The organism is Catenuloplanes japonicus, from assembly GCF_000717135.1.
Lineage (GTDB): Bacteria > Actinomycetota > Actinomycetes > Mycobacteriales > Micromonosporaceae > Catenuloplanes > Catenuloplanes japonicus.
Genome location: NZ_JNXY01000008.1, coordinates 117,542 through 137,945, shown reverse-complemented (window position 1 = coordinate 137,945; position 20,404 = coordinate 117,542). Strand labels below are relative to the sequence as shown.

The following is a 20,404-nucleotide window of genomic DNA, read 5'->3' as shown; positions in this document are numbered from 1 at the left end:
CCACCCCCCGCCTGAAAAGCGCGTTCATGAGAATGGTGCGCGATCCGACGACTTCATGATGGGGGTTTGCGAGACTTTCCGGTCGGTATGCCAATGGGGTTCCCTTATAGGCGTGACCGTCTATTACCGGGACGACAGCGTCGAGGTGACCTCCGCCCAGCTCCGGGTGGACGCGGCCGCGTACCCGATCTCGCAACTGGAGTACGTCTGGCACAAGAAGACCTCGATGACCTCGCGCGGCGCGGCCCGGCGGCTGGTCCGCTGGCTGATCGTCACCGCGCTCACGCTCCCCGGTGTGCTGCTCGCGCTCTGCCTGATCGGCCTGCCGTTCATCCAGGTCGACGGCGAGCTGCACGTGGGCGTGCTGATCCTCGGCGTGGTGGCCGGCGTGGTCCTGGCGATCGCGCTCGCACCGCTGCTGGAGGTGCCGCTGACCGTGCTGGACCGGATCAACGACCGCGGTGTGGCGCAGCACGAGCTGTGGGCGCAGGTGGTCGGCGAGCAGGTGCTGCTGTTGCGGACGCACGACGGGCTCCGGTTCGGCCAGATCTACCGCGCATTGCAGCGGGCGGTGGAGGAGACCGGCTAGCCGCGGACCGCGCTGCCCTCGACCGCGCGTTGCAGCGCCCGGTAGATCTGGTTGAAGCGGCGCGCGTCCGCGCTGTGCAGGAGGAGGACCTGCTGTCCCTCGATCAGCGCCCACAGCTCCAGCTCGTGCGAGCCGCGGTCGTAGGTGCGGTCGACGCGGTCCAGCAGCAGGTCCGCGACGGGCACGCCGGCCAGGCCGATCAGCACGGACCCGGCCACGATCGCGGCGGTGACCGCGATCGACGTGTGCAGCAGCATCGCGATCAGCAGGCCGAACGTGGCGGTGACCAGCGGGCCGATCATCACGATGCCGAACGCGCCGCGGCTGACCACGCCACCCCACTGCCGGGCGCCGCGCCGGTGCCAGACCTGGTCCAGCGCGGCGAGCGGGTAGACGCGGCCGCCGAGCGCCAGCCGGTCCGAGGTGACCTCGACCGCCGCGTCCCGGTAGTACGTGACCATGACTCCATGTTTACCCGAAACTCCTTTACGTAGTCTGATCGGTACCCGACGGAGGGACGGTCACATGGGCGAATTCGTGCGTTTGGAGATCAAGGACGGGATCGGGACGATCCGGCTGGACCGGCCGAAGATGAACGCGCTGAACATCCAGGTCCAGGAGGAGCTGCGCGCGGCCGCGACGGCGGCCGGCACGGACGACGAGGTGCGCGCGGTCGTCGTCTACGGCGGCGAGCGCGTGTTCGCGGCCGGCGCGGACATCAAGGAGATGGCCGGCATGGACTACGCGCGGATGAGCGCACGGGCCGGCGCGCTGTCCAGCGCGTTCGACACGGTGGCGCGCATCCCGAAGCCGGTCGTCGCCGCGATCACCGGGTACGCGCTGGGCGGCGGCTGCGAGCTGGCACTGGCCTGCGACTGGCGGGTGGTCGCGGACGACGCGAAACTCGGCCAGCCGGAGATCAAGCTCGGCGTCATCCCGGGCGCGGGCGGCACCCAGCGCCTGGCCCGGCTGATCGGACCGGCACGCGCGAAGGATCTGATCTTCACCGGCCGGATGGTGGACGCGGACGAGGCGCTGCGGATCGGGCTGGCGGACCGCGTGGTGCCGGCCGCGTCCGTGTACGAGGTCGCGGTCGAGCTGGTGTCGGCGTACCGGGACGGGCCCGCGCAGGCGCTGCGCGCGGCGAAGCAGGCGATCGACGGCGGGCTGGAGATGGACCTCGCGTCCGGGCTGGCCTGGGAGAGCCAGCTGTTCGCGTCGCTGTTCGCCACCGCGGACCAGACGATCGGGATGGAGGCCTTCGTGGCCAAGGAGAAACCTCGGTTCACCGGTTCCTGAGCGACGTTACCTCGGGGTAACGTGCGTCACATGACGGAGACGATCGAGGGGCACGGCGGTGATCTGGCGCTGGCCGCACTGCGGGCGTACGGCGTCACGGAAATGTTCACGCTCTCCGGCGGCCATGTCTTCCCGCTCTACGACGCGGCGCACCGGGCCGGGTTCCCGATCTACGACGTCCGGCACGAGCAGTCCGCGGTGTTCGCGGCCGAGGCGGTGGCGAAGCTGCGCCGCACGCCCGGCCTCGCCGTGCTCACCGCCGGACCCGGCGTCACGAACGGCGTGTCCGGGCTGACCAGCGCGTTCTTCAACGCGTCGCCGGTGCTGGTGCTGGGCGGGCGGGCACCGGCGTTCCGGTGGGGGTCGGGGTCGCTGCAGGAGATCGACCACGTGCCGATCGTGGCGTCGGTGACGAAGCATGCGGCGACGGTCTCCGGCCCCGCGGACATCCCGGCCGCGATCGGGGCGGCGCTGCGGGCCTCGCTGACGCCGCACCGGGGGCCGGCGTTCCTGGACCTGCCGCTGGAGGTGGTCTTCTCCTCGGCGTCCGCGTCGTTCGTCTATGAGCCGGCCGGCGTGCTCGAGCCCGATCCGGACGACGTCTCGCGCGCGGCCACGCTGATCGCGGACGCCGGGAAACCCGTGATCATCGCGGGGTCGGACGTCTGGGCCGGGGACGCGGTCGACGCGCTCCGGGCCGCCGCCGAAGCGCTGGACGTGCCGGTGTTCACGAACGGCATGGGGCGGGGCGCACTGCCGCCGGGCCACCGGCTCGCGTTCTCCAAGGCGCGGCGCGTCGCGCTCAAGGGTGCGGACGTGGTCGTGGTGATCGGCACGCCGCTGGACTTCCGGCTCGGGTTCGGCGACTTCGGGTCCGCCCGGGTCGTGCACGTGGTGGACGCGCCGTCGCAGCGGGCCACGCACGTCACGCCGGCCGTGTCACCGGCCGGGGATCTGCGGGCGATCCTGACCGGGTTCGCCTCCGGGGGCGCACGACACGACGACTGGGTCGGTGCGTTGCGCGAGGCGGAGGACGCGGCGGCCGCGAAGCACGCGGGCGAGATGGCGGCGGAGAGCGACCCGATCAAGCCGGCGCGCGTCTACGGCGAGCTGCGGAAGGTGCTGGCGCCGGACGCGATCACGATCGGCGACGGCGGGGACTTCGTGTCGTACGCGGGCCGCTACCTCGAACCGGCGCAGCCCGGCACCTGGCTGGACCCGGGACCGTACGGGTGTCTCGGCACCGGCATGGGCTATGCGATGGGCGCGCGCGTCACCTACCCCGACCGGCAGATCTGCGTGCTGATGGGCGACGGCGCCGCCGGGTTCTCACTGATGGACGCGGAGTCGCTGGCCCGGCAGCGCCTGCCCGTGGTGATCGTGGTCGGCAACAACGGCATCTGGGGCCTGGAGAAACACCCGATGCGCGCGATGTACGGGTACGACGTGGCGGCCGACCTGCAGCCAGAGCTGCGGTACGACGAGGTGGTGCGCGCGCTCGGCGGCGCGGGCGAGACCGTGGCGAAGGCGGGCGACCTGGGGCCGGCGCTGGAACGGGCGTTCGCCGCCGGCGTGCCCTACCTGGTCAACGTGCTGACCGACCCGTCCGACGCGTACCCGCGGTCGAGCAACCTCGCCTAGCGGAGCTTCGCCACGGCGGGAAAGATCAAGATCTTGATCTTCGCGAATCGCGGCTAGACCGTGCCACCGAAGACCTCGTCACGGACCGCGTCCAGTGCGGTACGGAGCGCGCCCTGGAGCACCGGCTCCTCCGTGACCTCGGTGACGACCACCTTCGGCGCGACCAGCGTGGTGGCGGCGACCTCGTGCTGCACCCGTTCCGCGAGTGCGCTGCCGCCGGCCTGGCCGACCTCGCCGGCCAGCACCACCATCGGCGGGTCCAGCACGATCGCGGCGCTGGCCACGCCGAGCGCGAGGCGGCCGGCCAGCTCGTCCAGGAACGGGCCGCCCTTGGTGCCGGCGGCCACGGCGGCCCGGACGACCTCGGCCGCGGAAGCGCCCCGGAAGCCGTGCTCGCGGCCGATCACCCGGACCGCCTCCGCGCCCGCGAGCTGCTGGAACGGGCCCTTGACGTTGCGTTTGCTGGCGTCGCGCGGGATCGGCGCGCCCGGTACCGGCAGGTAGCCGATCTCCCCGGCCGCGCCGGCGCTGCCCTGGTGCAGCCGGCCGCCGAGCACCACCGCGAGGCCGACGCCGCGACCGGCCCACAGCAGCAGGAAATCGTCGACGCCGCGGGCCGCGCCGAGGTGGGCCTCCGCGATCGCGGCCAGGTTCACGTCGTTGGCGAACGCGATCGGCAGGTGCAGATCCTCGCCGAGGGTGCCGCGCAGTCCGTGCCGCCAGCGGGGCAGGTCCCAGGCGAACCGGATGTCGCCGGTGTCCGGCTCGACCAGGCCGGGCGTGCCGAGCACGACGCGTCGGACCGTGCCCATCTCCGCGTGCGCGCTGGAGGCGGCCTGGACGACCGCGGCGTGCACCACGCCGACCGGGTCGTCGGTGTCCTTGGTGGACAGTTCGACGCGGCCGATCACGGAGCCGGTGATGTCCGCGCACGCGGCCACCACCCGGTCCGGGCCGAAGTCGACGCCGATCACGTGCGCGCTGCCGGGCGTGACCGCGTACAACTGCGCGTTCGGGCCCCGGCCGCCGGCCTGTTCGCCGACGCGGGTGACCAGGCCTCGCTCTTCCAGCCGTTCCACCAACTGGGACGCGGTGACCTTGCTGAGGCCGGTCATCTCGCCGAGCTGCGCCCGGGTGAGCGGGCCGCGGGAGAGCAGCAATTCCAGCGCCGCCCGGTCGTTCAAGGCCCGGAGCAGGCGCGGAGTGCCGGGCCTCGGCGTGGCGGCCATGCGTCCCCCTAGTATTTAGGAAACTTTCCAATTACTGTGTCAAGCCTTGACTGAGATAAGCCGTAGCGTAGCTGTGACACCCTGACACCCTGGTCCCACGTACGGTCAGGAAGCCGCTATCTCCGGCTGACAATGGGGAGAATCATGGCCACCATCGATCCCGGTCTGCGACGTCTGGCGCTGGGGACCCTGCTGGCGGCGTTCCGCGGCCCGGTCGCGCCGGAGTGGGCGAAGAGCCTGACCGCGGAGGGTCTCGCCGGATTCACGCTGTTCGGCTACAACGTGGACACGCCCGCGCAACTGGCGGCGCTCACCGCCTCGCTGCGGGAGATCCGCCCGTCCGTGCTGCTGGCCATCGACGAGGAGGGCGGCGACGTCACCCGGCTCGCGCACGCGACCGGCAGCCCGTACCCCGGGCCCGCCGCGCTCGGCGCCGCCGGCGACGTCGAGGCGACCCGCGCCGTCTACCGGTCGATCGGGCTGGACCTGGCCGCGCTCGGCATCAACGTCAACCTCGCGCCCAGCGTCGACGTGAACTCCGCCGACGACAACCCGGTGATCGGCACCCGCTCGTTCGGCGCGGACCCGGCGCTGGTCTCCGCGCACACCGCCGCCGCGGTCGCCGGCCTGCAGGAGGCGCGCGTCGCCGCCTGCGCCAAGCACTTCCCCGGCCACGGCGACACGGTGGCGGACTCGCACACCGAACTGCCCACGGTGGACGTACCGCTCGACGTGCTCCGCGCGCGCGAACTACCGCCGTTCGAGGCCGCGATCGGCGCGGGCGCCCGCACCGTGATGACCGCGCACATCCGAGTACCGGTCCTGACCGGCGACGACCCGGCCACGTTCAGCGCCGCCGTGCTGCGCGACCTGCTGCGCGGCGAGTTCGGCTTCACCGGCTGCGTGATCACGGACGCGCTGGAGATGAAGGGCGCCGCCGTCGCCGCCGGCGGTATAGCCCCCGCCGCGGTCCGCGCGCTCGCGGCCGGGGCCGACCTGCTCTGCATCGGCGCGGACGTCGACGCGGACCTGGTCGAAGAGGTCGTCACCGAGATCGTCACCGCGATCGGCGACGGCCGGCTCGACCCCGACCGCCTCGCCGAGGCCGCCGCCACGAACGCCGCGCTCGCCGCCTGGACCGCCCAGCCCGCCGCCGCCGGCCCGGTCGACCCTTCCCTGCCGTTGTCGGTCGCGCGCCGCGCCGTCACGCTGACCGGCTCGCTCTCCGGCCTGGACCTGAGCGCGCCGCTGATGGTCCAGTTGGGCTCCGCGTCCAACCTGGCCGAGGGCCGGGTGCCGTGGGGTCTCGGCCCGTTCCTTCCCGACGCGGAACTGCTGCACGTCGCGGCCGCCGAGGTCACCGCCCAGTCGCTGTGCGACCAGGCCGCCGGCCGCCCGATCATCCTGGCCGGCCGCCACATCCACCGCTCCCCCGCCAGCCGCGCGCTCGCCGAGACGCTGGCCGCGTCCCATCCGACGGTGATCGTGGAGCTGGGGTGGCCGTCGCTCTCCTGGGATCCGGCGGGTGTGCGGGCCGTCATCCGCACGCACGGCGCGACGCAGCCGCTGGCACAGGCCGCAGCAGAGCTGCTCAAACCCTGAAACCCTCCGCGGGTACGCGTTCCGCGCCCGATCCGCCGGCCATCTGGGCCAGGGCGGGTCGGGCGCGGTCGACGCGTTCCGTGCCTGGCCACCTGAACCCGCCGGCCGAGCGCGATTCTCGCCCCGCACCCGAACCTCGTGACACCGCTCGTCCGGCCTCAGGCCCGCCCGGCTCCGCCCTCGGCCCGGCGTTCGCGGCTCTCGCCACGCCTGTCTGCCTGGCCGCCACGGCCCGGCGGTCACCACTCTCGCCATGACCGAAATTCACGACAAAGCACGATGAGCAAGGGTCTGGAGCTACCCGCTGCAAGGCCGCCCGCTCAAAAAGATCATTGAGTGCCGCGAAGAAGACCTCGCACAGCAACGTTCACGCCTTCTTCGCGGCACTCGATGATCGTCGGCCTCGGTCAGTCCTCCAGGCCGTAGAAGGACCAGCCACGGTTCGGGAAGCCGGCGCTGTCGGCGACCTTGGAGGAGCCGATGTTGGTGACGTCGTGCAGGTAGGTGGGGACGGCGCCCTCGTCCAGAATGCGGCGCGCGGCCTGGGCCACCAGACGGCGGGCCAGACCCTTGCCGCGGGCTTCCGGCTCCGTACCCACGGAGATCTCGTTGCCGTGCTTGTCGTGGCGCTTGATGCCGACGCCGGCCAGGTACGCCCCGGACTCCGGATCGCGGTGGATCAGCACCTCGGGGGCGAAGACACGCAGCCAGCCCGGCACCACCGGATCGTCGACCGAGATCCACTCGCCGGCGTCCGGGAGCGGGGCCGGATCCGTGGTCCAGCGGAAGACACCGAGGAAGGCCTGGCGGTCCGGCGTGCCGACCGCGGCCGGGACCTTCGCGAGCAGGTCCTCGGTGGGAAGGTCGGCGAGCGCGCGCAGTCCCGGCACCCGCGGGAGCGCCGCGGACAGCACGGTGCCGGTCCCCGGCGAGCCCACGCCGAGAAACGGGTGGATCTTGCCGTCCCAGCCCGGCAGGGTGCGCCGCTCCGACCCCACGACCGCCATCGTCTGCCGCGGCGGCCACTGCCCGAGCCACGCCACCAGGTGGTGATAGAGGCGCTTGTCCAGCATGTGGCGCTCCTTGCCGAGGCTCGGGTAGGTGACGGAAGTGTGGAGGAAATCAGCTTTCCGGCACCGCCGGGACGATGCAAGCGAGGCTGACGGAGACCACAGAAAAGCGACGATAGTCTCCGTCGCTCCCGGGCCGATCATGAGGTGCGAAGCCGGCCCCGTCCCGCCCGGTCCGAGCGACGCATCACCGCGACCGCACCGGGTGATCACGCACCATGGGGAGGACGGACGGCCGGAACGAGGCGGTTCCGGCCCGGGACGACGACGGCCCGAACCAGTCGGTCACGACGTGCCGGGCGCTTCTCCGGTCGCATTCTCGGCCGCGCCGGACCCCACCGAAACGCCATTCACACCGCCACTGAGAAGGACGTCGGTGACGGGGGATTCTCGCGGCCGGCGGAGTCGCTTTCGTCGCCGTGGCGACGCTCGGGCTGACGATCGTCGGCATGCTGACCTGAGTGGACACGGCAGGGGCCACGGGCGCGCGACGGGTCGTGCGGCACGCCGGCCGTCCGGCGCCCCGGCGGTGCGGGACGCGGAGACCGGCGGCGCGGGACGCGGCGTGAGGGGGCGCGGGAGTGGCCGCTCCACTGAGCCGTCCGGCCGCCGGATCGGCGGAGCCGCCACGGGGGCAGGCGCGCGGGACGCGCGTACCCCCGTGGCGGTGTGGATGTCAGCCGGAGGCTGAGGTTTTGACCAGGGTACGGATTTGGCGGAGCAGGACCGAGAGGGCGGCCAGGTCGCCGTGGGACTCGTCGAAGTCGGTCATGGAGCGGCGGGCGCGGGTGAGGGCGGAGGCGTTGTCCTGTTCCCAGGCGTTGACCCGGTCCTCGGCGGCCGCGTCGGAGTCGGCGGAGCTTTGCAGGACCTCGGCGGTGAGTGCGGCGAGCGCGGCGTAGAGGTCGTAGCGGAGCGCCATGCGGGCGAGGGTCTGCCAGCGGTCGTTGCGCGGGAGGGCGGAGATCTTGGAGAGCAGCGCGTCGACGCGGAGGCGGTCGGAGATGACGAAGTAGACCTCGGCGACCTCGTTGACGTCGCGGCCGGTCACGGACGCGGTCTCGACGATGTCGAGGAGACCGAAGCTGTAGACCAGGCGCGTTGCCCAGATGCCCAGCTCGCGCGGGACACCCTCCTCGGCCATGCCGGCGACGTGGGACTCGAAGGCGGCGCGTTCGGAGCCCTGGAGCTGGCGTTCCAGGCGCGGGAGCAGGGCGGCGATGCCGGCGCGGAGGCGCGCGGTCTCGCCGGGTACGTCCAGCGGGGAGCGCCGGTTGCCGACGATCCAGCGGACCGCACGGTCGATGAGCCGGCGGCCCTCCAGGTAGACGAGGATCTGTGCCTGGGTGGAGATCCGGTTGTCCTGGGCCTCGATCGCGGCCCACAGGTCGCGCAGTCCGAAGACGTCGCGGACGACCGTGTAGGCGCGGATGACGTCGGCCGCGGAGGCGCCGGACTCGTCCATGGCGCGGTAGACGAACGACGTGCCGCCGCGGTTGACCACCTCGTTGACCAGCGCGGTCGTCACGATCTCGCGGCGCAGGCGGTGGCCCGGCATCCGGTCGGCGTAGCGCTCGCGCAGCGCGGTCGGGAAGTAGTTGGTCAGGACGTCCGCAGTCCAGGGCTCGTCGGAGATCGGGTCGTCCTCGAGCTCCTTCTCCAGCACGATCTTGGTGTAGGCGAACAGCACCGCGAACTCGGGCGCGGACAGGCCGTGCTCGCGGGTGTCCAGCTCCGCGTCGCTCGGCAGCGCCTCCAGCTCGCGGTCGAGGTGGCCGGCCTGCACCAGGTCGTCGATCATGCGGCGGTGCACGGGCAGCAGCGACCTGGACTGCGCGCAGGCGGTGCCGAGCGCGCCGGCCTGCTCGTAGTTGTCGCGCAGCACGAGCGCGGCGACCTCGTCGGTCATCTCGGCGAGCAGCGTGTCCCGGTCCGCGACGGTCAGTTCCCCGTCCGCGACCACGCCGCCGAGCAGGATCTTGATGTTGACCTCGTGGTCGGAGCAGTCGACGCCGGCCGAGTTGTCGATGAAGTCGGTGCCGATCTTGCCGCCCTTGAGCGCGAACTCGATCCGGCCGCGCTGGGTCAGGCCCAGGTTGCCGCCCTCGCCGACCACGCGCACGCGCAGCTGGCCGCCGTTGAGCCGGATGGCGTCGTTGGCCTTGTCGCCGACGTCGCCGTGCGTCTCGGTGGCCGCCTTCACGTACGTGCCGATGCCGCCGTTGAAGAACAGGTCGACCTGCGCGGCCAGGATCGCGCGCATCAGCTCCTGCGGGCTCATCGCGACCGGGCCGTCGATCGTGCTCGGGATGCCGAGCGCGCGACGGGCCTCCGCGGAGACCGGGATGGACTTGACGGTGCGCGGGTAGACGCCGCCGCCGGTGGAGATCAGCGACGCGTCGTAGTCGGCCCACGAGGAGCGCGGCAGGTCGAACAGGCGGCGGCGCTCCAGGTAGGACGTGGCCGCGACCGGTGACGGGTCGATGAAGATGTGCCGGTGGTCGAACGCGGCCACCAGCCGGATGTGCTCGGAGAGCAGCATGCCGTTGCCGAACACGTCGCCGGACATGTCGCCCACGCCGACCACGGTGAAGTCCTGGGTCTGCGTGTCCAGGCCCAGGTCGCGGAAGTGCTTCCTGACCGACTCCCAGGCGCCGCGCGCGGTGATGCCCATCTTCTTGTGGTCGTAACCGGCCGAGCCGCCGGACGCGAACGCGTCGCCGAGCCAGAAGTCCGCGCCGACCGAGATCTCGTTGGCGATGTCGGAGAACGTGGCCGTGCCCTTGTCCGCGGCGACCACGAGATAAGGATCGTCGCCGTCGTGCCGGACCACCTCGCGCGGCGGGACGATCTTGCCGCCGGAGATGTTGTCCGTGACGTCGAGCAGCGCGGAGATGAACTGCCGGTAGCAGGCGACGCCCTCGGCGAGGAAGGCATCGCGGTCGGCCGAGGCGGGCGCCTGCTTGAGGACGAAGCCGCCCTTCGCGCCGACCGGCACGATCACGGCGTTCTTCACCATCTGTGCCTTGACCAGGCCGAGGATCTCGGTACGGAAGTCCTCACGCCGGTCGGACCAGCGCAGGCCACCGCGGGCGACCGCGCCGAAGCGCAGGTGCACACCCTCGAACCGCGGCGAGTAGACGAAGATCTCGTACATCGGGCGGGGCGCGGGCAGGTCCGGGATGGCCTGCGGGTCCAGCTTGAACGCCACGTACGACTTCGGCCGGTTGTCCGACCCGCGCTGGTAGAAGCTGGTGCGCAGCGTGGCCTGGACCATGGTCAGGAAGGACCGCATGATCCGGTCCTGGTCGAGGCTGCTCACCTCGTCCAGCCGCTCGGTGATCTCGGTGACCAGGCCGTCCGCGCGCGTGGCCCGCTCGGCCTCGCCCAGCTGCAGCCACGGCGAGAAGCGGGTCTCGAAGAGCCGGACCAGCGCGGTGGCGATCGCCGGGTACTGCACGAACGTGGACTCCATGTACTCCTGCGAGTAGACCGCGCCGGCCTGTCGCAGGTACTTCGCGTACGACCGGAGCACCACGACCTGCCGCCAGGTGAGACCGGCGCGCAGCACCAGCTCGTTGAGGCCGTCCACCTCGGTCTCGCCGCGCCAGGCGGCCGCGAACGCGTTCTCCACGTGCGGCCGGACCTCCTGCAACTCCCGGTGCGAGGCGGGCAGCTGGAGGCCGAAGTCGTAGAGGAAGATCGACGCGGGTTCGAGCGCGATCTCGAACGGGCGCTCGTCTATCGCCCGCACGCCCAGCGAGTGCAGCACCGGGAGCACGTCGGAGAGGACCATCGGCTCGCCGTACCGGAAGACCTTGAAGCGGACCTCGTCATCCTTCGGGAACAGGTGCATCTCCAGCTGGCCGGCCTCTTCGAGCAGCTCCAGCTTGGCGAGGTCCTGCACCGACTCGTGCGGGTCGTACTCGTCCTTGTAGCTCTCCGGGAGCGCGTCCACGTACCGCTGGAAGAGGCGTTTCGCCTGCCCGTCGCCGAGCTTGCGGTCCAGCATCAGCCGGAAGTCGTCGTCCCACAGGCGGGTGGCGTAGGCCAGATCCTCGGCGAGCGCGTCCGCGTTGACGACGCCGGGCGGGTTCGCCGGGTCGGTGCGCACCATGATGTGCACGCGGGCCAGCATCGACTCGCTGACCCGGGTGGTGTAGTCGACGCCCACGCCGTTCAGCTCGCGGAGCAGGATCTCCTGCATGCGCAGGCGGTTGACCGTGGTGAACCGGTCCCGCGGCAGGTAGATCAGGCAGGAGATGAACCGGCCGTAGCCGTCCCGGCGCAGGAACAGGCGCAGCTGGCGGCGGCCCGCCATGCGCAGCACGCCGATCACCGCGTGGTAGAGGTCGTCCACCTTGATCTGGAACAGCTCGTCGCGCGGGTACTGCTCCAGGATCGCCATCAGATCCTTGCCGGAGTGGCTGCGCGCGGACAGGCCGGAACGCTCCAGCACCTCCGCCACCTTGCGCTTGACCACGGGCAGCTCGGTCACGGTCGTCCGGTACGCGTCCGTGGCCAGCAGTCCCAGGAAGCGCCGCTCGCCGATCACCTCGCCGTTCGCGTCGAACGTCTTGATGCCGATGTAGTCCAGGTAGGCGGAGCGGTGCACGGTGGCCCGCGAATTCGCCTTCGTGATGATCAGGAGGCGCTTCTCCAGCACCTTCGCGTACGCCTCCGGGGTCAGCGAGGACAGCACGCGCGGCGCCTGCTGGTCCGCGCGCAGGATGCCCAGCCCGCTGCCCATCGTGGCCTTGAGGATCTTGTCGCCGCCGTCGCCGTCGACCAGCTCGTACTCCCGGTAGCCGAGGAACGTGAAGTGCTCCTCCGCCAGCCAGGTCAGCAGCTCGATCGAGTCGTCCAGGTCCTTCTCCGGGAACGGCGGGCGGTCGGCCGTGTCCCGCACCGCGGTCAGCTCGCCCGCGAGATCCAGCGCGCGCTGCACCATGCGGGGCCAGTCCTCCACCGCGTCGCGCACGTCGGTCAGCACGCGCAGCAGCTCGCTGTGCAGCTTGTCGCGGGTGACCGTGTCGCGCACCGGGTCGACGTCGATGCGCATCCAGCTCTCGACCAGGTCGCCGTCGATGCCCTCGTCCGGCTCGACCTCGGCCGCCACCTCGGTCAACGCGCCCAGCGGCTCGCGGCGTACCACGAGCAGCGGGTGGGCCAGCAGGTGTATGTCGAGGTGGTAACCCTCGAGCAGCGCGGTCACCGAGTTGACCAGGAACGGCATGTCGTCCGTGATCACCTGGATCACGGTGCGGCCCTGCTCGGACAGCTCCTCGATGCGCAGCTTCGTCTCGCCGGGCACGCGTTGCGCGGCCAGCTCGCGATGCTTCAGCGCGGCGTCGAGCAGCGCCTTCGGCGTGTAGCCGACCAGCTCCTCGTCGGCCGCGAACCGCCAGAAGCGGTCCACCAGGCTCGCCGTGTCATGATCTTCGGCGGCCAGCGCGACCGCCTGCGCGACCAGCCGTTCCGCATTGGGCAGGGGTTCCTCGAGCTCGGAATCCTCCACCTCGCGGGCGCTCACCCCCGACTCGATCGCCTCCGACCCCGCGGCGCGCACGGCCCGCTGGTCATCGGTGTTGTCGTCCCCGCCGGTCACCTGGCGCCGGTCCATCGGTGCAGCTCCCCTCGCCCCACCACGCTGTGGGTTTTTTCTCGCCCTGAGCCTAGGCCCTCCGACCGGCTCATCCGCTGCGCCGTCATGTCACAGAACCGCAATACAGGCAGGATCGACCCGTTTTATCCCAGGTCACTCACGAATTTCCGCTGCTCACACCTTCAAACCCATTCGGGGGTACGGTCGTCCCCCGTTTGTATACATGTCTCCGCTACCGTCTCCGGCATCGATTACGGCCTGCTGGAAGGTAACCATGCTGAGGCACCGCGCCACCGCCGTCACGATGCTGCTCCTCGCGAGCGCGTCCCTCACCGCGTGTTCCGGCTCCGACGGTCCCGGCACCACCCTGAACGCGTTCCTGGCCGGCTGGCGGTCCGGCAACCTGGAGGGCGTCGGCGTCGTCTCCGCGGCCGGACAGACCATGCCCGCGGCGGACGTGGTCACCGCCATCCAGGCGCTCTCCGGCGAGCTGAAGGACACGCCGCCGGAGCTGTCCGCCCCCGAACCGGCCGAGAACGACACGCTCGCCACCGCCGACGTCAAGGTCTCCTGGACCCTGCCGGGCGGGGGCGTGTGGGCGTACCAGACACCGGTCAAACTCACCAAGGGCGACGACGCGTGGCGCGTGGTCTGGGAACCCGCCGTAGTCCACCCCCAGCTGAAGGAGGGCGACGAACTCCAGGTCAAACGCCTCAGCGGTACGCGCGCGGGCATCCTGGACGCGACCGGCACGCCGATCTTCGCGGACCGCAAGGTGACCGTGATCGGCCTGCACCCGAAGCTCGCCACCGACCTGGACAAGACGGTCGCCACGCTCAGCGCCGAGATGAAGCAGTTCGGCGTGGACCTGAGCGGCCTCAAGGCCGAGGTCGAGGCCGCCGAACCGGACAACGAGGTCGTCGTGGCCACGCTCCGGGACGAGGACTACGAGAAGATCCGGGCGAAGGTGGAGAACCTCCCCGGCCTGCAGACCCGCATCGACACCCGGTTCCTGGCGCCCACCCGCGTCTTCGCCCGCGCGCTGCTCGGCACGGTCGGCGAGGTCACCAAGGAGGACATGGACGACAACCCGGGCGTCTTCGAGATCGGCGACGAGACCGGCCACGGCGGACTCCAGGAGCGCTACGACAAGCAGCTGCGCGGCACGCCCGGCACCTCCGTCGTGATCACCCAGGCCGAGCCGATCGGCGAGCCCACCGAGGCCGAGGTGTGGCGGGCCGAACCGGCCGCGGGCACGCCGGTCAAGACCACGCTCGACCCGAAGATCCAGAACGCCGCGGACGCCGCCGTGGGTACGCAGACGCTGCGCACCGCGCTGGTCGCCATCAAGATCTCGGACGGCTCCGTCGTGGCGGTGGCCAACGGCCCGAACGGCGGTGCGGAGAACCTGGCGTTCAACGCGCACGTGCCGCCGGGGTCGACGTACAAGATGGTCACCGCGCTCGGACTGCTCGACGCGAACATCGTGGGCGTGGACAGCCCGGTCGACTGCCCCAAGACGTTCACGGTCGACGGCCGCACGTTCAACAACGCGCACGACATGCAGCTCGGCACGGTCCCGTTCCACACCGACTTCGCCCGCTCCTGCAACACCGCGTTCGCGGCGCTGTCCGTCAAGCTCGGCGCCGCCGGCCTCGCCTCGGCCGGCGCGCAGCTCGGCATCGGCGGTGCCTGGGACGTCGGCGCCGAGGCGTTCACCGGCAAGACCTCGCCCGGCGCGCCCGGCGCCGAGCTCGCCGCGGCCGCGTTCGGCCAGGGCCAGACCGTGGTCAGCCCGCTCGCCATGGCCGCCGCCACCGCCGCGGTCGCCCGCGGCTCGTTCGTCGGCCCGAAGCTCATCCTCGACCCGGCCCCGACCGGATCCCCCGCGCCGGTGGCACCGCTCAAGGACACGTCCGTGGCCGCGCTGAAGTCCCTGATGCGCGAGGTCGTCACGGCCGGTACCGCCGCCGACCTGAAGTCCGTCCCCGGCGACCCGGTCTACGGCAAGACCGGCACCGCCGAGTACGACGACGCCAACCTGGACAAGACCCACGGCTGGTTCATCGGCTGGCGCGGCGACATCGCGGTGGCCGCGTTCGTCGAGGACGGCGGGGCGGGCGTGGGTGCCGCGGTCCCGGTCGTGAAGTCCTTCTTCACGGCGCTGTAGTTCCGGAGCACCGCCCCGGCCCGGCGGGAGATCTGTTCCTGCCGGGCCGGGGCGCTTTGGTTGCCGGGCCGCTTGACTGCCGGGGTGCCGGGGTGCCGGGGTGCCGGGGTGCCGGGGTGCCGGGGCATATGGTCGCGGAGGCGGTCGCCGCCTGGTGGCTGCGGGCTCGCTGCGGCACACCCGAGGGTCAGCTGGCGTCGCCGCTGTCGGGAGTGGCGCGCCGGAGGCGGCCGGGGGCTCCGGGGCCTCCGGGCGGAGGTTGTCCGACCGGCGCCGGATAGGACCCGATCAGCCGCCGCAGACGCCCCAGGACCGTGGGCGGCACCGGCTCGCCGGTCGCCTCGTCATCGATCGAGGACTCGCCGGGCAGCAGGAACGCGCCGTCGGGTCCGCTCTCGGAGCCCGGCGCGGCGTCGTCGCTCACGTCAGGTTCGGACCGGCCGGCATCGGCACGCTCGTCAACGTCGGCCCCCTCTTCAGGGTCGGGCTCCGCTTCAACGTCGGCGTTCTCTTCAACGTCGGCGTCCTCTTCGAGGTCGGCGTCCTCTTCAAGGTCGGCATCCGTGAGAACGCCCGCTGCGGCGTCATCCCGAAGATCGGCTGCATCGCCGCTCTCCTTGGTCTCGCCGCCCGCGTGCACCGCCTCTTCGCCGGCCTCGCCAATCGCGTGGCCATCGACGATCGCGTGGTTCTCAAGGATCGTGTGGCTCTCGGCCTCGTGTGCGGCGGTGTTCCTCTCCTCCGCGGAGTTTTCGTCGATCGCGGCCGGTTCTGCCTGGCCGGCATCATGATCTACTTCTGCCGCGGGCGTCACCTCGACATCGGGCACAAGGTCGCTGCCGTCGCGATCGGTCTCCGTCGGCTTCGCCGGTTCGCCGTCCGTGACGGGTGCGCTGGAATCCGGGCTCTCGATGGGTGGCTCATCCACGACCGGAGCGTCATCGGCGTCGTCCGCGACGGATTCGCTGACCTGATCATCGGCGGTGGCGGTCTGATCGTCAGGCTCGGCCGGGGCGGCTTCGCTCTCGTCCGGGTCGCCGCCCTGTTCCGGTGTCCCGGCCTCCACAGAGTCCACAGCGGACGCGCTTCCGGCAAGACCTGATGGATCGGCCTCCGCGGGAACAGCGGCAGCGTCGTGAGCAGCGCCCTCCGAGACGTGCGCTTCTCCGGCCGCCTGCTGGTCCTCGACCACAAGCTCGTCCGCGGTCTCGACGCCGGCAGCCGGCTCCCCCGCAGCGATCGGTTCCTCCACGGCCGGTTCCTCTGCGGCAACCGGCTCGTCCGCAGCAGCCGGTTCCTCAGTTGCCGCAGACTCCTCCGCGACCACCGGATCGTCCGCGGCAGTCAGTTCCCCCGAAGCATCCGGCCCATCCACAGCAGCCGGCTCCTCTGCGGCAGCCAACGCCCCTGCAGCGACCGGCTCGTCCGCCGCAGTCAGCTCCACCGAAGCATCCGGCCCGTCCACAGCAGCCGAGTCCCCTGCAACAGCCAACGCCCCCGCGACGACCGGCTCGTCCGCGGCAGTCAATTCCTCCACCGCATCCGGCCCATCCACAGCAGCCGGCTCCTCTGCGGCAGCCAACGCCCCTGCGACGACCGGCCCGTCCGCCGCAGTCAGCTCCACCGAAGCATCCGGCTCATCCGCATCAGTCGGTTCCCTTGCGGCAGCCAACGCCCCTGCGACGACCGGCCCGTCCGCCGCAGTCAGCTCCACCGAAGCATCCGGCCCGTCCACAGCAGCCAGGTCCCCTGCAACAGCCAACGCCTCCGCGACAATCGGCACCTCTGCGGCAATCTGCTTCTCCGACGTGGTCGGCTCGTGCGCGACGGACGGCCTCCCTGAAGCTGTCGGCTCCTCCGCCGCAGTCGGCTCGTCCACGGCAATCGACTCGGCACTGGAAGGCCGATCGTCGCTCTGGGCGAGCTCTTCGTCGGAGGTGGCAGCGTCGAGCGCGGGGGCCGCGAGCGCGGGGGCGTCAGGCACGGGACCATCACCCGCCTCGGGCGCCGCAGCAGCAGCCGATCCGTTTGCGGCCTGCAAATCCGATATGTCGCCCGCATCGGACACAGCGGTCAACGGCGTTGCGGGCGAGGCCGGAGCCGGGTCCTCGGCGTCGGGGGCCGGGACATCGGGCGCCGAGGAGCCTGCTGCCGGGAAGTCCGGCGCCGAGAACTCCGCTGCCGAGGAGCCGGGTGCCGAAGGGCCGGAGGTGGCCGCGCCGCCTGAGGAAGCGCGGCGCTGCGGGCCGGCCTGTTTCGGGGGGCGGCGGCGGAGGCCGCCGGGGCGTACCACGTCGGGGCTGGTCAGGCTGGCACTGGAAGCGGGCTCGGCGGGCGGCGGGTCGTCGTCCGCAGACCGACGACGCAGCCCGCCGGGACGAGGCGAGTCGGGTGTGTCTCCGGCGGCCGGGCGGCGCGGGGAGAGCAGGCCGGAGCGGCTGGTCAGGTCGTCGAGGTCCCAGCCGCTACGTCGGGCGGGCGGATCCGTACGACCTGATGGTGATTTATCGGTTTTGTTCCCACCGGCCCGGGTGGCGGACCGGCGCGTCGCGTCGACATGCTGGCCGCCGATCGTGAGCGGGGACGGGATCACGCCGCCCGCCGGGCCGCTGACCGGGTGCGGCAGGTCAGGATCCTCGTCGCCGGGCTTCGGGGCCGGCGCGGGGACGTTGGCCGCCGTCGCCGCGGCCGCGAACCGGGCCTTCGCGGCGGCCGCAGCCTCGGCGATGGACGTCGGCGTCGGCCTGCGCGACTGCGCCTCGCGCCGGGCCGGCGCTTCTCTTGTCGTGTTCGACACCACGGGCTGCTGCGGCTCGTCCTGCCGCCCGCCATCCGCCTGCGACGGCACCGGCACGCCTCCGCCGTCCGCCCGCGCCGGACCGCCACCCTGCACCGGCACGGCACCGCCACGCCCGGAGGCGGCAGCTCCACCGCCACGCCCGGAAGAGGCAACTCCACCGCCACGCCCGGAGGACGCGGATCCATCGCCACGCCCGGACACGAACCCGCCATCAGCACGAACAGACTCGCCCCACGCCGACAGCGCAGACCCGCCCCGCGCGAAAGGAACAGCGCCCTGCGCAGAAGGCGCCGAAGCCTCGCCCTCGTCGGACGACGCCACCTCCGCGACGCCCTCCCCCGCCACCGACGCCGTCTCCCCGTCGACCGGCTCAGCATCGACCGGCACGGCATCGACCGGCACGGCCGCCGGCCCGGAACCGACCGGTATCCCCGACGCCCGCGCCACCAGTGCCTCGTACGTCGAGATCGGCGCCGCCACCGGCGCGGGCTCCGCCTCCGGCTCGTCCTCCACAGAGGACTCGGCCGCCCGCGGCGTCGCCAGCAGCCGCTCGGCCGCCTCGATCCCCTCGCCGATCATGGCTACTATCTCCGCCGCGTACGACCCGTCCGCGTCGTAGTCCGGGTCGAAGACCGTGATCTCCATGCCCAGGCAGTGGGGCGTGCCCACCAGGTGTTCGAGCAGCGCCTCCAGCTCCGTGAACGCGATCCCGCCCGGCTCCGGCGCGTCCACGGCCGGCATCACGGCCGGGTCGAGCACGTCCACGTCGATGTGCACCCAGAAGCCGGCGCAGTCGGAGATCTGGTCCAGCGCCCACTGTGCCGAGCGTGGCGCGCCCTCCGCGCGCAGCGCCGGCACCGGCCGGGTGACGATGCCCGCGGCCTGCAGGTCCAGGCGATATTCGTCGTTGGCGCGGATGCCGACGACGACCACGTCGATGTCCCGGTAGTAGGGCCGGCGGCCCTCCAGCGCGGTCAGGTCCGACTGCCCGCGCCCGGTGATCAGCGCGAGGCCCTCACCGGCGGCCGCGCCGACGTAGGACGCGTTGCCGGGGTGCCGGAAGTCGGAGTGGCCGTCCACGAAGACCAGGCCGACGTGGCCGCCGACGGATTCGCCGAGCCGCCGCATGGCGAGCGCGGAGCCGATCGAGACGGAGCAGTCGCCGCCGAGCACGATCGGGAACTCGCCCTTGTCGATGATCGCGCCGATCCGGTCCGCGAGCCGTACCGAGTACGACGCGATCTCGGGCGCGTGGCAGACGCCGTCGCCGGGCCGCCAGTCACCGGGGTCGTACCGCGGCGGGGTGAGGCAGCCGGCGTCGCGGGCGCGGAGCCGGCGGAGCAGCCCCGCGTCCCGCAGCGCGCCCGGCGCCTTCGCACAGCCCGGCACCGAGGTCTCGGTCGGCGGGCGCAGACCGAGATTGGAGGGTGCGTCGAGGACGGCGATCCGGCGCATGGCGGCGTCCGCTCAGAAGAGCGCGTTCGCGAGGGCGCGGCGGGCGCCTGCGACGGCCGGGTCGTCCGGGCCGGCGATCGCGAAGAGCGAGAGCAGGTGGCGGCGCACCTTTTCCCGGTCGTCGCCGAACACGCGGCGGATCAGTTTGATCAGTCGGTTGTACGCCTCGGTGGCGTTGCCGCTGAGCACCTCGACGTCCGCGGCGAGCAGCTGGGCCGGCAGGTCGTCGGGTGCGCCGGCCGCGACCGAGAGCGTGGCGCCGGCGTCGATGCCGTCGACCCGGCGGAACAGCGCGACCTGGGCCAGCCCGGACTCGGCGGCCTGGTCGGCCGGGGACTCACCGAGGATCTTCTTGTACGCGGCCTCGGCCGCGTCCAGGTCGCCGTCCATCAGCGCGTCGTCCGCGTCGGCGAGGCGCGGGTCCTCGTGCTGCGGCGCCTCGACGCCGGCGGCCTTGAGGACCGCGTCGATGTACTGCCGGACCTGGGCCTCGGGGAGCGCGCCGGCGAAGCCCTGCACGGGCTGGCCGCCGACCACGGCCGCGACCATCGGGATGCTCTGGATCTGGAACGCCTGGGCGAGCCCGGGGTTGGCGTCCACGTCGACCTTGCCGAGGATCCAGCTGCCGCCGCCCTCCTCGGCGAGCCGCTCGAGCACCGGGGAGAGCTGCTTGCAGGGCTGGCACCACTCGGCCCAGAAGTCGAGGATGACCGGCGTGGTCATGGACCGCTCGAGCACGTCGGCGCGGAAGCTCGCGTCGGTCACGTCAATGACGGAGAACGAGGTGGCGGAGGACGAGGTGGCGGGGGCCGCCGGCGCTGCGGGGCGCGCCGCGGGCGCAGGCGCGGCGGACGGCTGCGGGGTGCCCCGCAGCGCGCCGAGGTCGACCGCGCCGCGGGTGAAGATCGACGAGGTGATCCGTGGGTCGCTCATGGTTGTCTAGT

The 20,404-nt window shown here is 72.2% G+C and carries 10 protein-coding genes and 1 pseudogene; 5 read left to right on the top strand and 6 right to left on the bottom strand.

Going from position 1 to position 20,404, the window contains the following annotated elements; all coding sequences use genetic code 11:
• Positions 1-112 precede the first annotated feature (112 nt).
• A complete protein-coding gene (locus OP04_RS14825; protein ID WP_033340245.1) occupies positions 113-589 on the top strand; it encodes a DUF6232 family protein in 477 nt (158 codons plus the stop codon).
• Here OP04_RS14825 and OP04_RS14820 read toward each other — a convergent pair.
• Positions 586-1,050, bottom strand: coding sequence for a DUF6232 family protein (locus OP04_RS14820; protein WP_033340244.1), 465 nt, complete (start codon positions 1,048-1,050; stop codon positions 586-588). The genes OP04_RS14825 and OP04_RS14820 overlap by 4 nt on opposite strands.
• Before the next feature lie 64 nt (positions 1,051-1,114).
• Here OP04_RS14820 and OP04_RS14815 point away from each other — a divergent pair, with 64 nt between their 5' ends.
• Together OP04_RS14815 and OP04_RS14810 are read left to right on the top strand one after the other, a co-directional pair.
• The gene (locus OP04_RS14815; RefSeq protein WP_033340243.1) at positions 1,115-1,888 is read left to right on the top strand and encodes an enoyl-CoA hydratase/isomerase family protein; all 774 of its coding nucleotides are present in this window, start codon (positions 1,115-1,117) and stop codon (positions 1,886-1,888) included.
• Positions 1,889-1,918: 30 nt separating this feature from the next.
• Positions 1,919-3,529: an acetolactate synthase gene (locus OP04_RS14810; protein WP_033340242.1), complete on the top strand. Its 1,611-nt coding sequence runs from the start codon at positions 1,919-1,921 to the stop codon at positions 3,527-3,529.
• Positions 3,530-3,582: 53 nt separating this feature from the next.
• Here OP04_RS14810 and OP04_RS14805 read toward each other — a convergent pair whose 3' ends face one another.
• Positions 3,583-4,758, bottom strand: coding sequence for an ROK family transcriptional regulator (locus OP04_RS14805; protein WP_033340241.1), 1,176 nt, complete (start codon positions 4,756-4,758; stop codon positions 3,583-3,585).
• Between the two features lie 144 nt (positions 4,759-4,902).
• Here OP04_RS14805 and OP04_RS14800 point away from each other — a divergent pair, with 144 nt between their 5' ends.
• Entirely contained in the window at positions 4,903-6,360 is a 1,458-nt protein-coding gene (locus OP04_RS14800) for a glycoside hydrolase family 3 protein (protein ID WP_033340240.1), read from the top strand.
• Positions 6,361-6,767: 407 nt separating this feature from the next.
• Here OP04_RS14800 and OP04_RS14795 read toward each other — a convergent pair whose 3' ends face one another.
• Both OP04_RS14795 and OP04_RS14790 read right to left on the bottom strand, forming a co-directional pair.
• Complete coding sequence (locus tag OP04_RS14795) at positions 6,768-7,433, bottom strand: GNAT family N-acetyltransferase (RefSeq protein WP_033340239.1); 666 nt, start codon at positions 7,431-7,433, stop codon at positions 6,768-6,770.
• Positions 7,434-8,106: 673 nt separating this feature from the next.
• A complete protein-coding gene (locus tag OP04_RS14790; RefSeq protein WP_033340238.1) occupies positions 8,107-13,053 on the bottom strand; it encodes an NAD-glutamate dehydrogenase in 4,947 nt (1,648 codons plus the stop codon).
• Between the two features lie 256 nt (positions 13,054-13,309).
• On the opposite strand from OP04_RS14790, the gene OP04_RS14785 reads away from it, so the two are divergent.
• Positions 13,310-15,205 (top strand): penicillin-binding transpeptidase domain-containing protein, encoded by a 1,896-nt coding sequence (locus tag OP04_RS14785; RefSeq protein WP_033340237.1) that lies wholly within the window; start codon positions 13,310-13,312, stop codon positions 15,203-15,205.
• 3,378 nt (positions 15,206-18,583) lie between these two features.
• On the opposite strand, the pseudogene OP04_RS14780 reads toward OP04_RS14785, so the two are convergent.
• Together OP04_RS14780 and OP04_RS14775 are read right to left on the bottom strand one after the other, a co-directional pair.
• Positions 18,584-19,460, bottom strand: a pseudogene (locus tag OP04_RS14780) (arginase family protein); the annotation flags it as partial.
• Between the two features lie 12 nt (positions 19,461-19,472).
• Positions 19,473-20,393 (bottom strand): tetratricopeptide repeat protein, encoded by a 921-nt coding sequence (locus tag OP04_RS14775; protein WP_033340236.1) that lies wholly within the window; start codon positions 20,391-20,393, stop codon positions 19,473-19,475.
• Positions 20,394-20,404 lie beyond the last annotated feature (11 nt).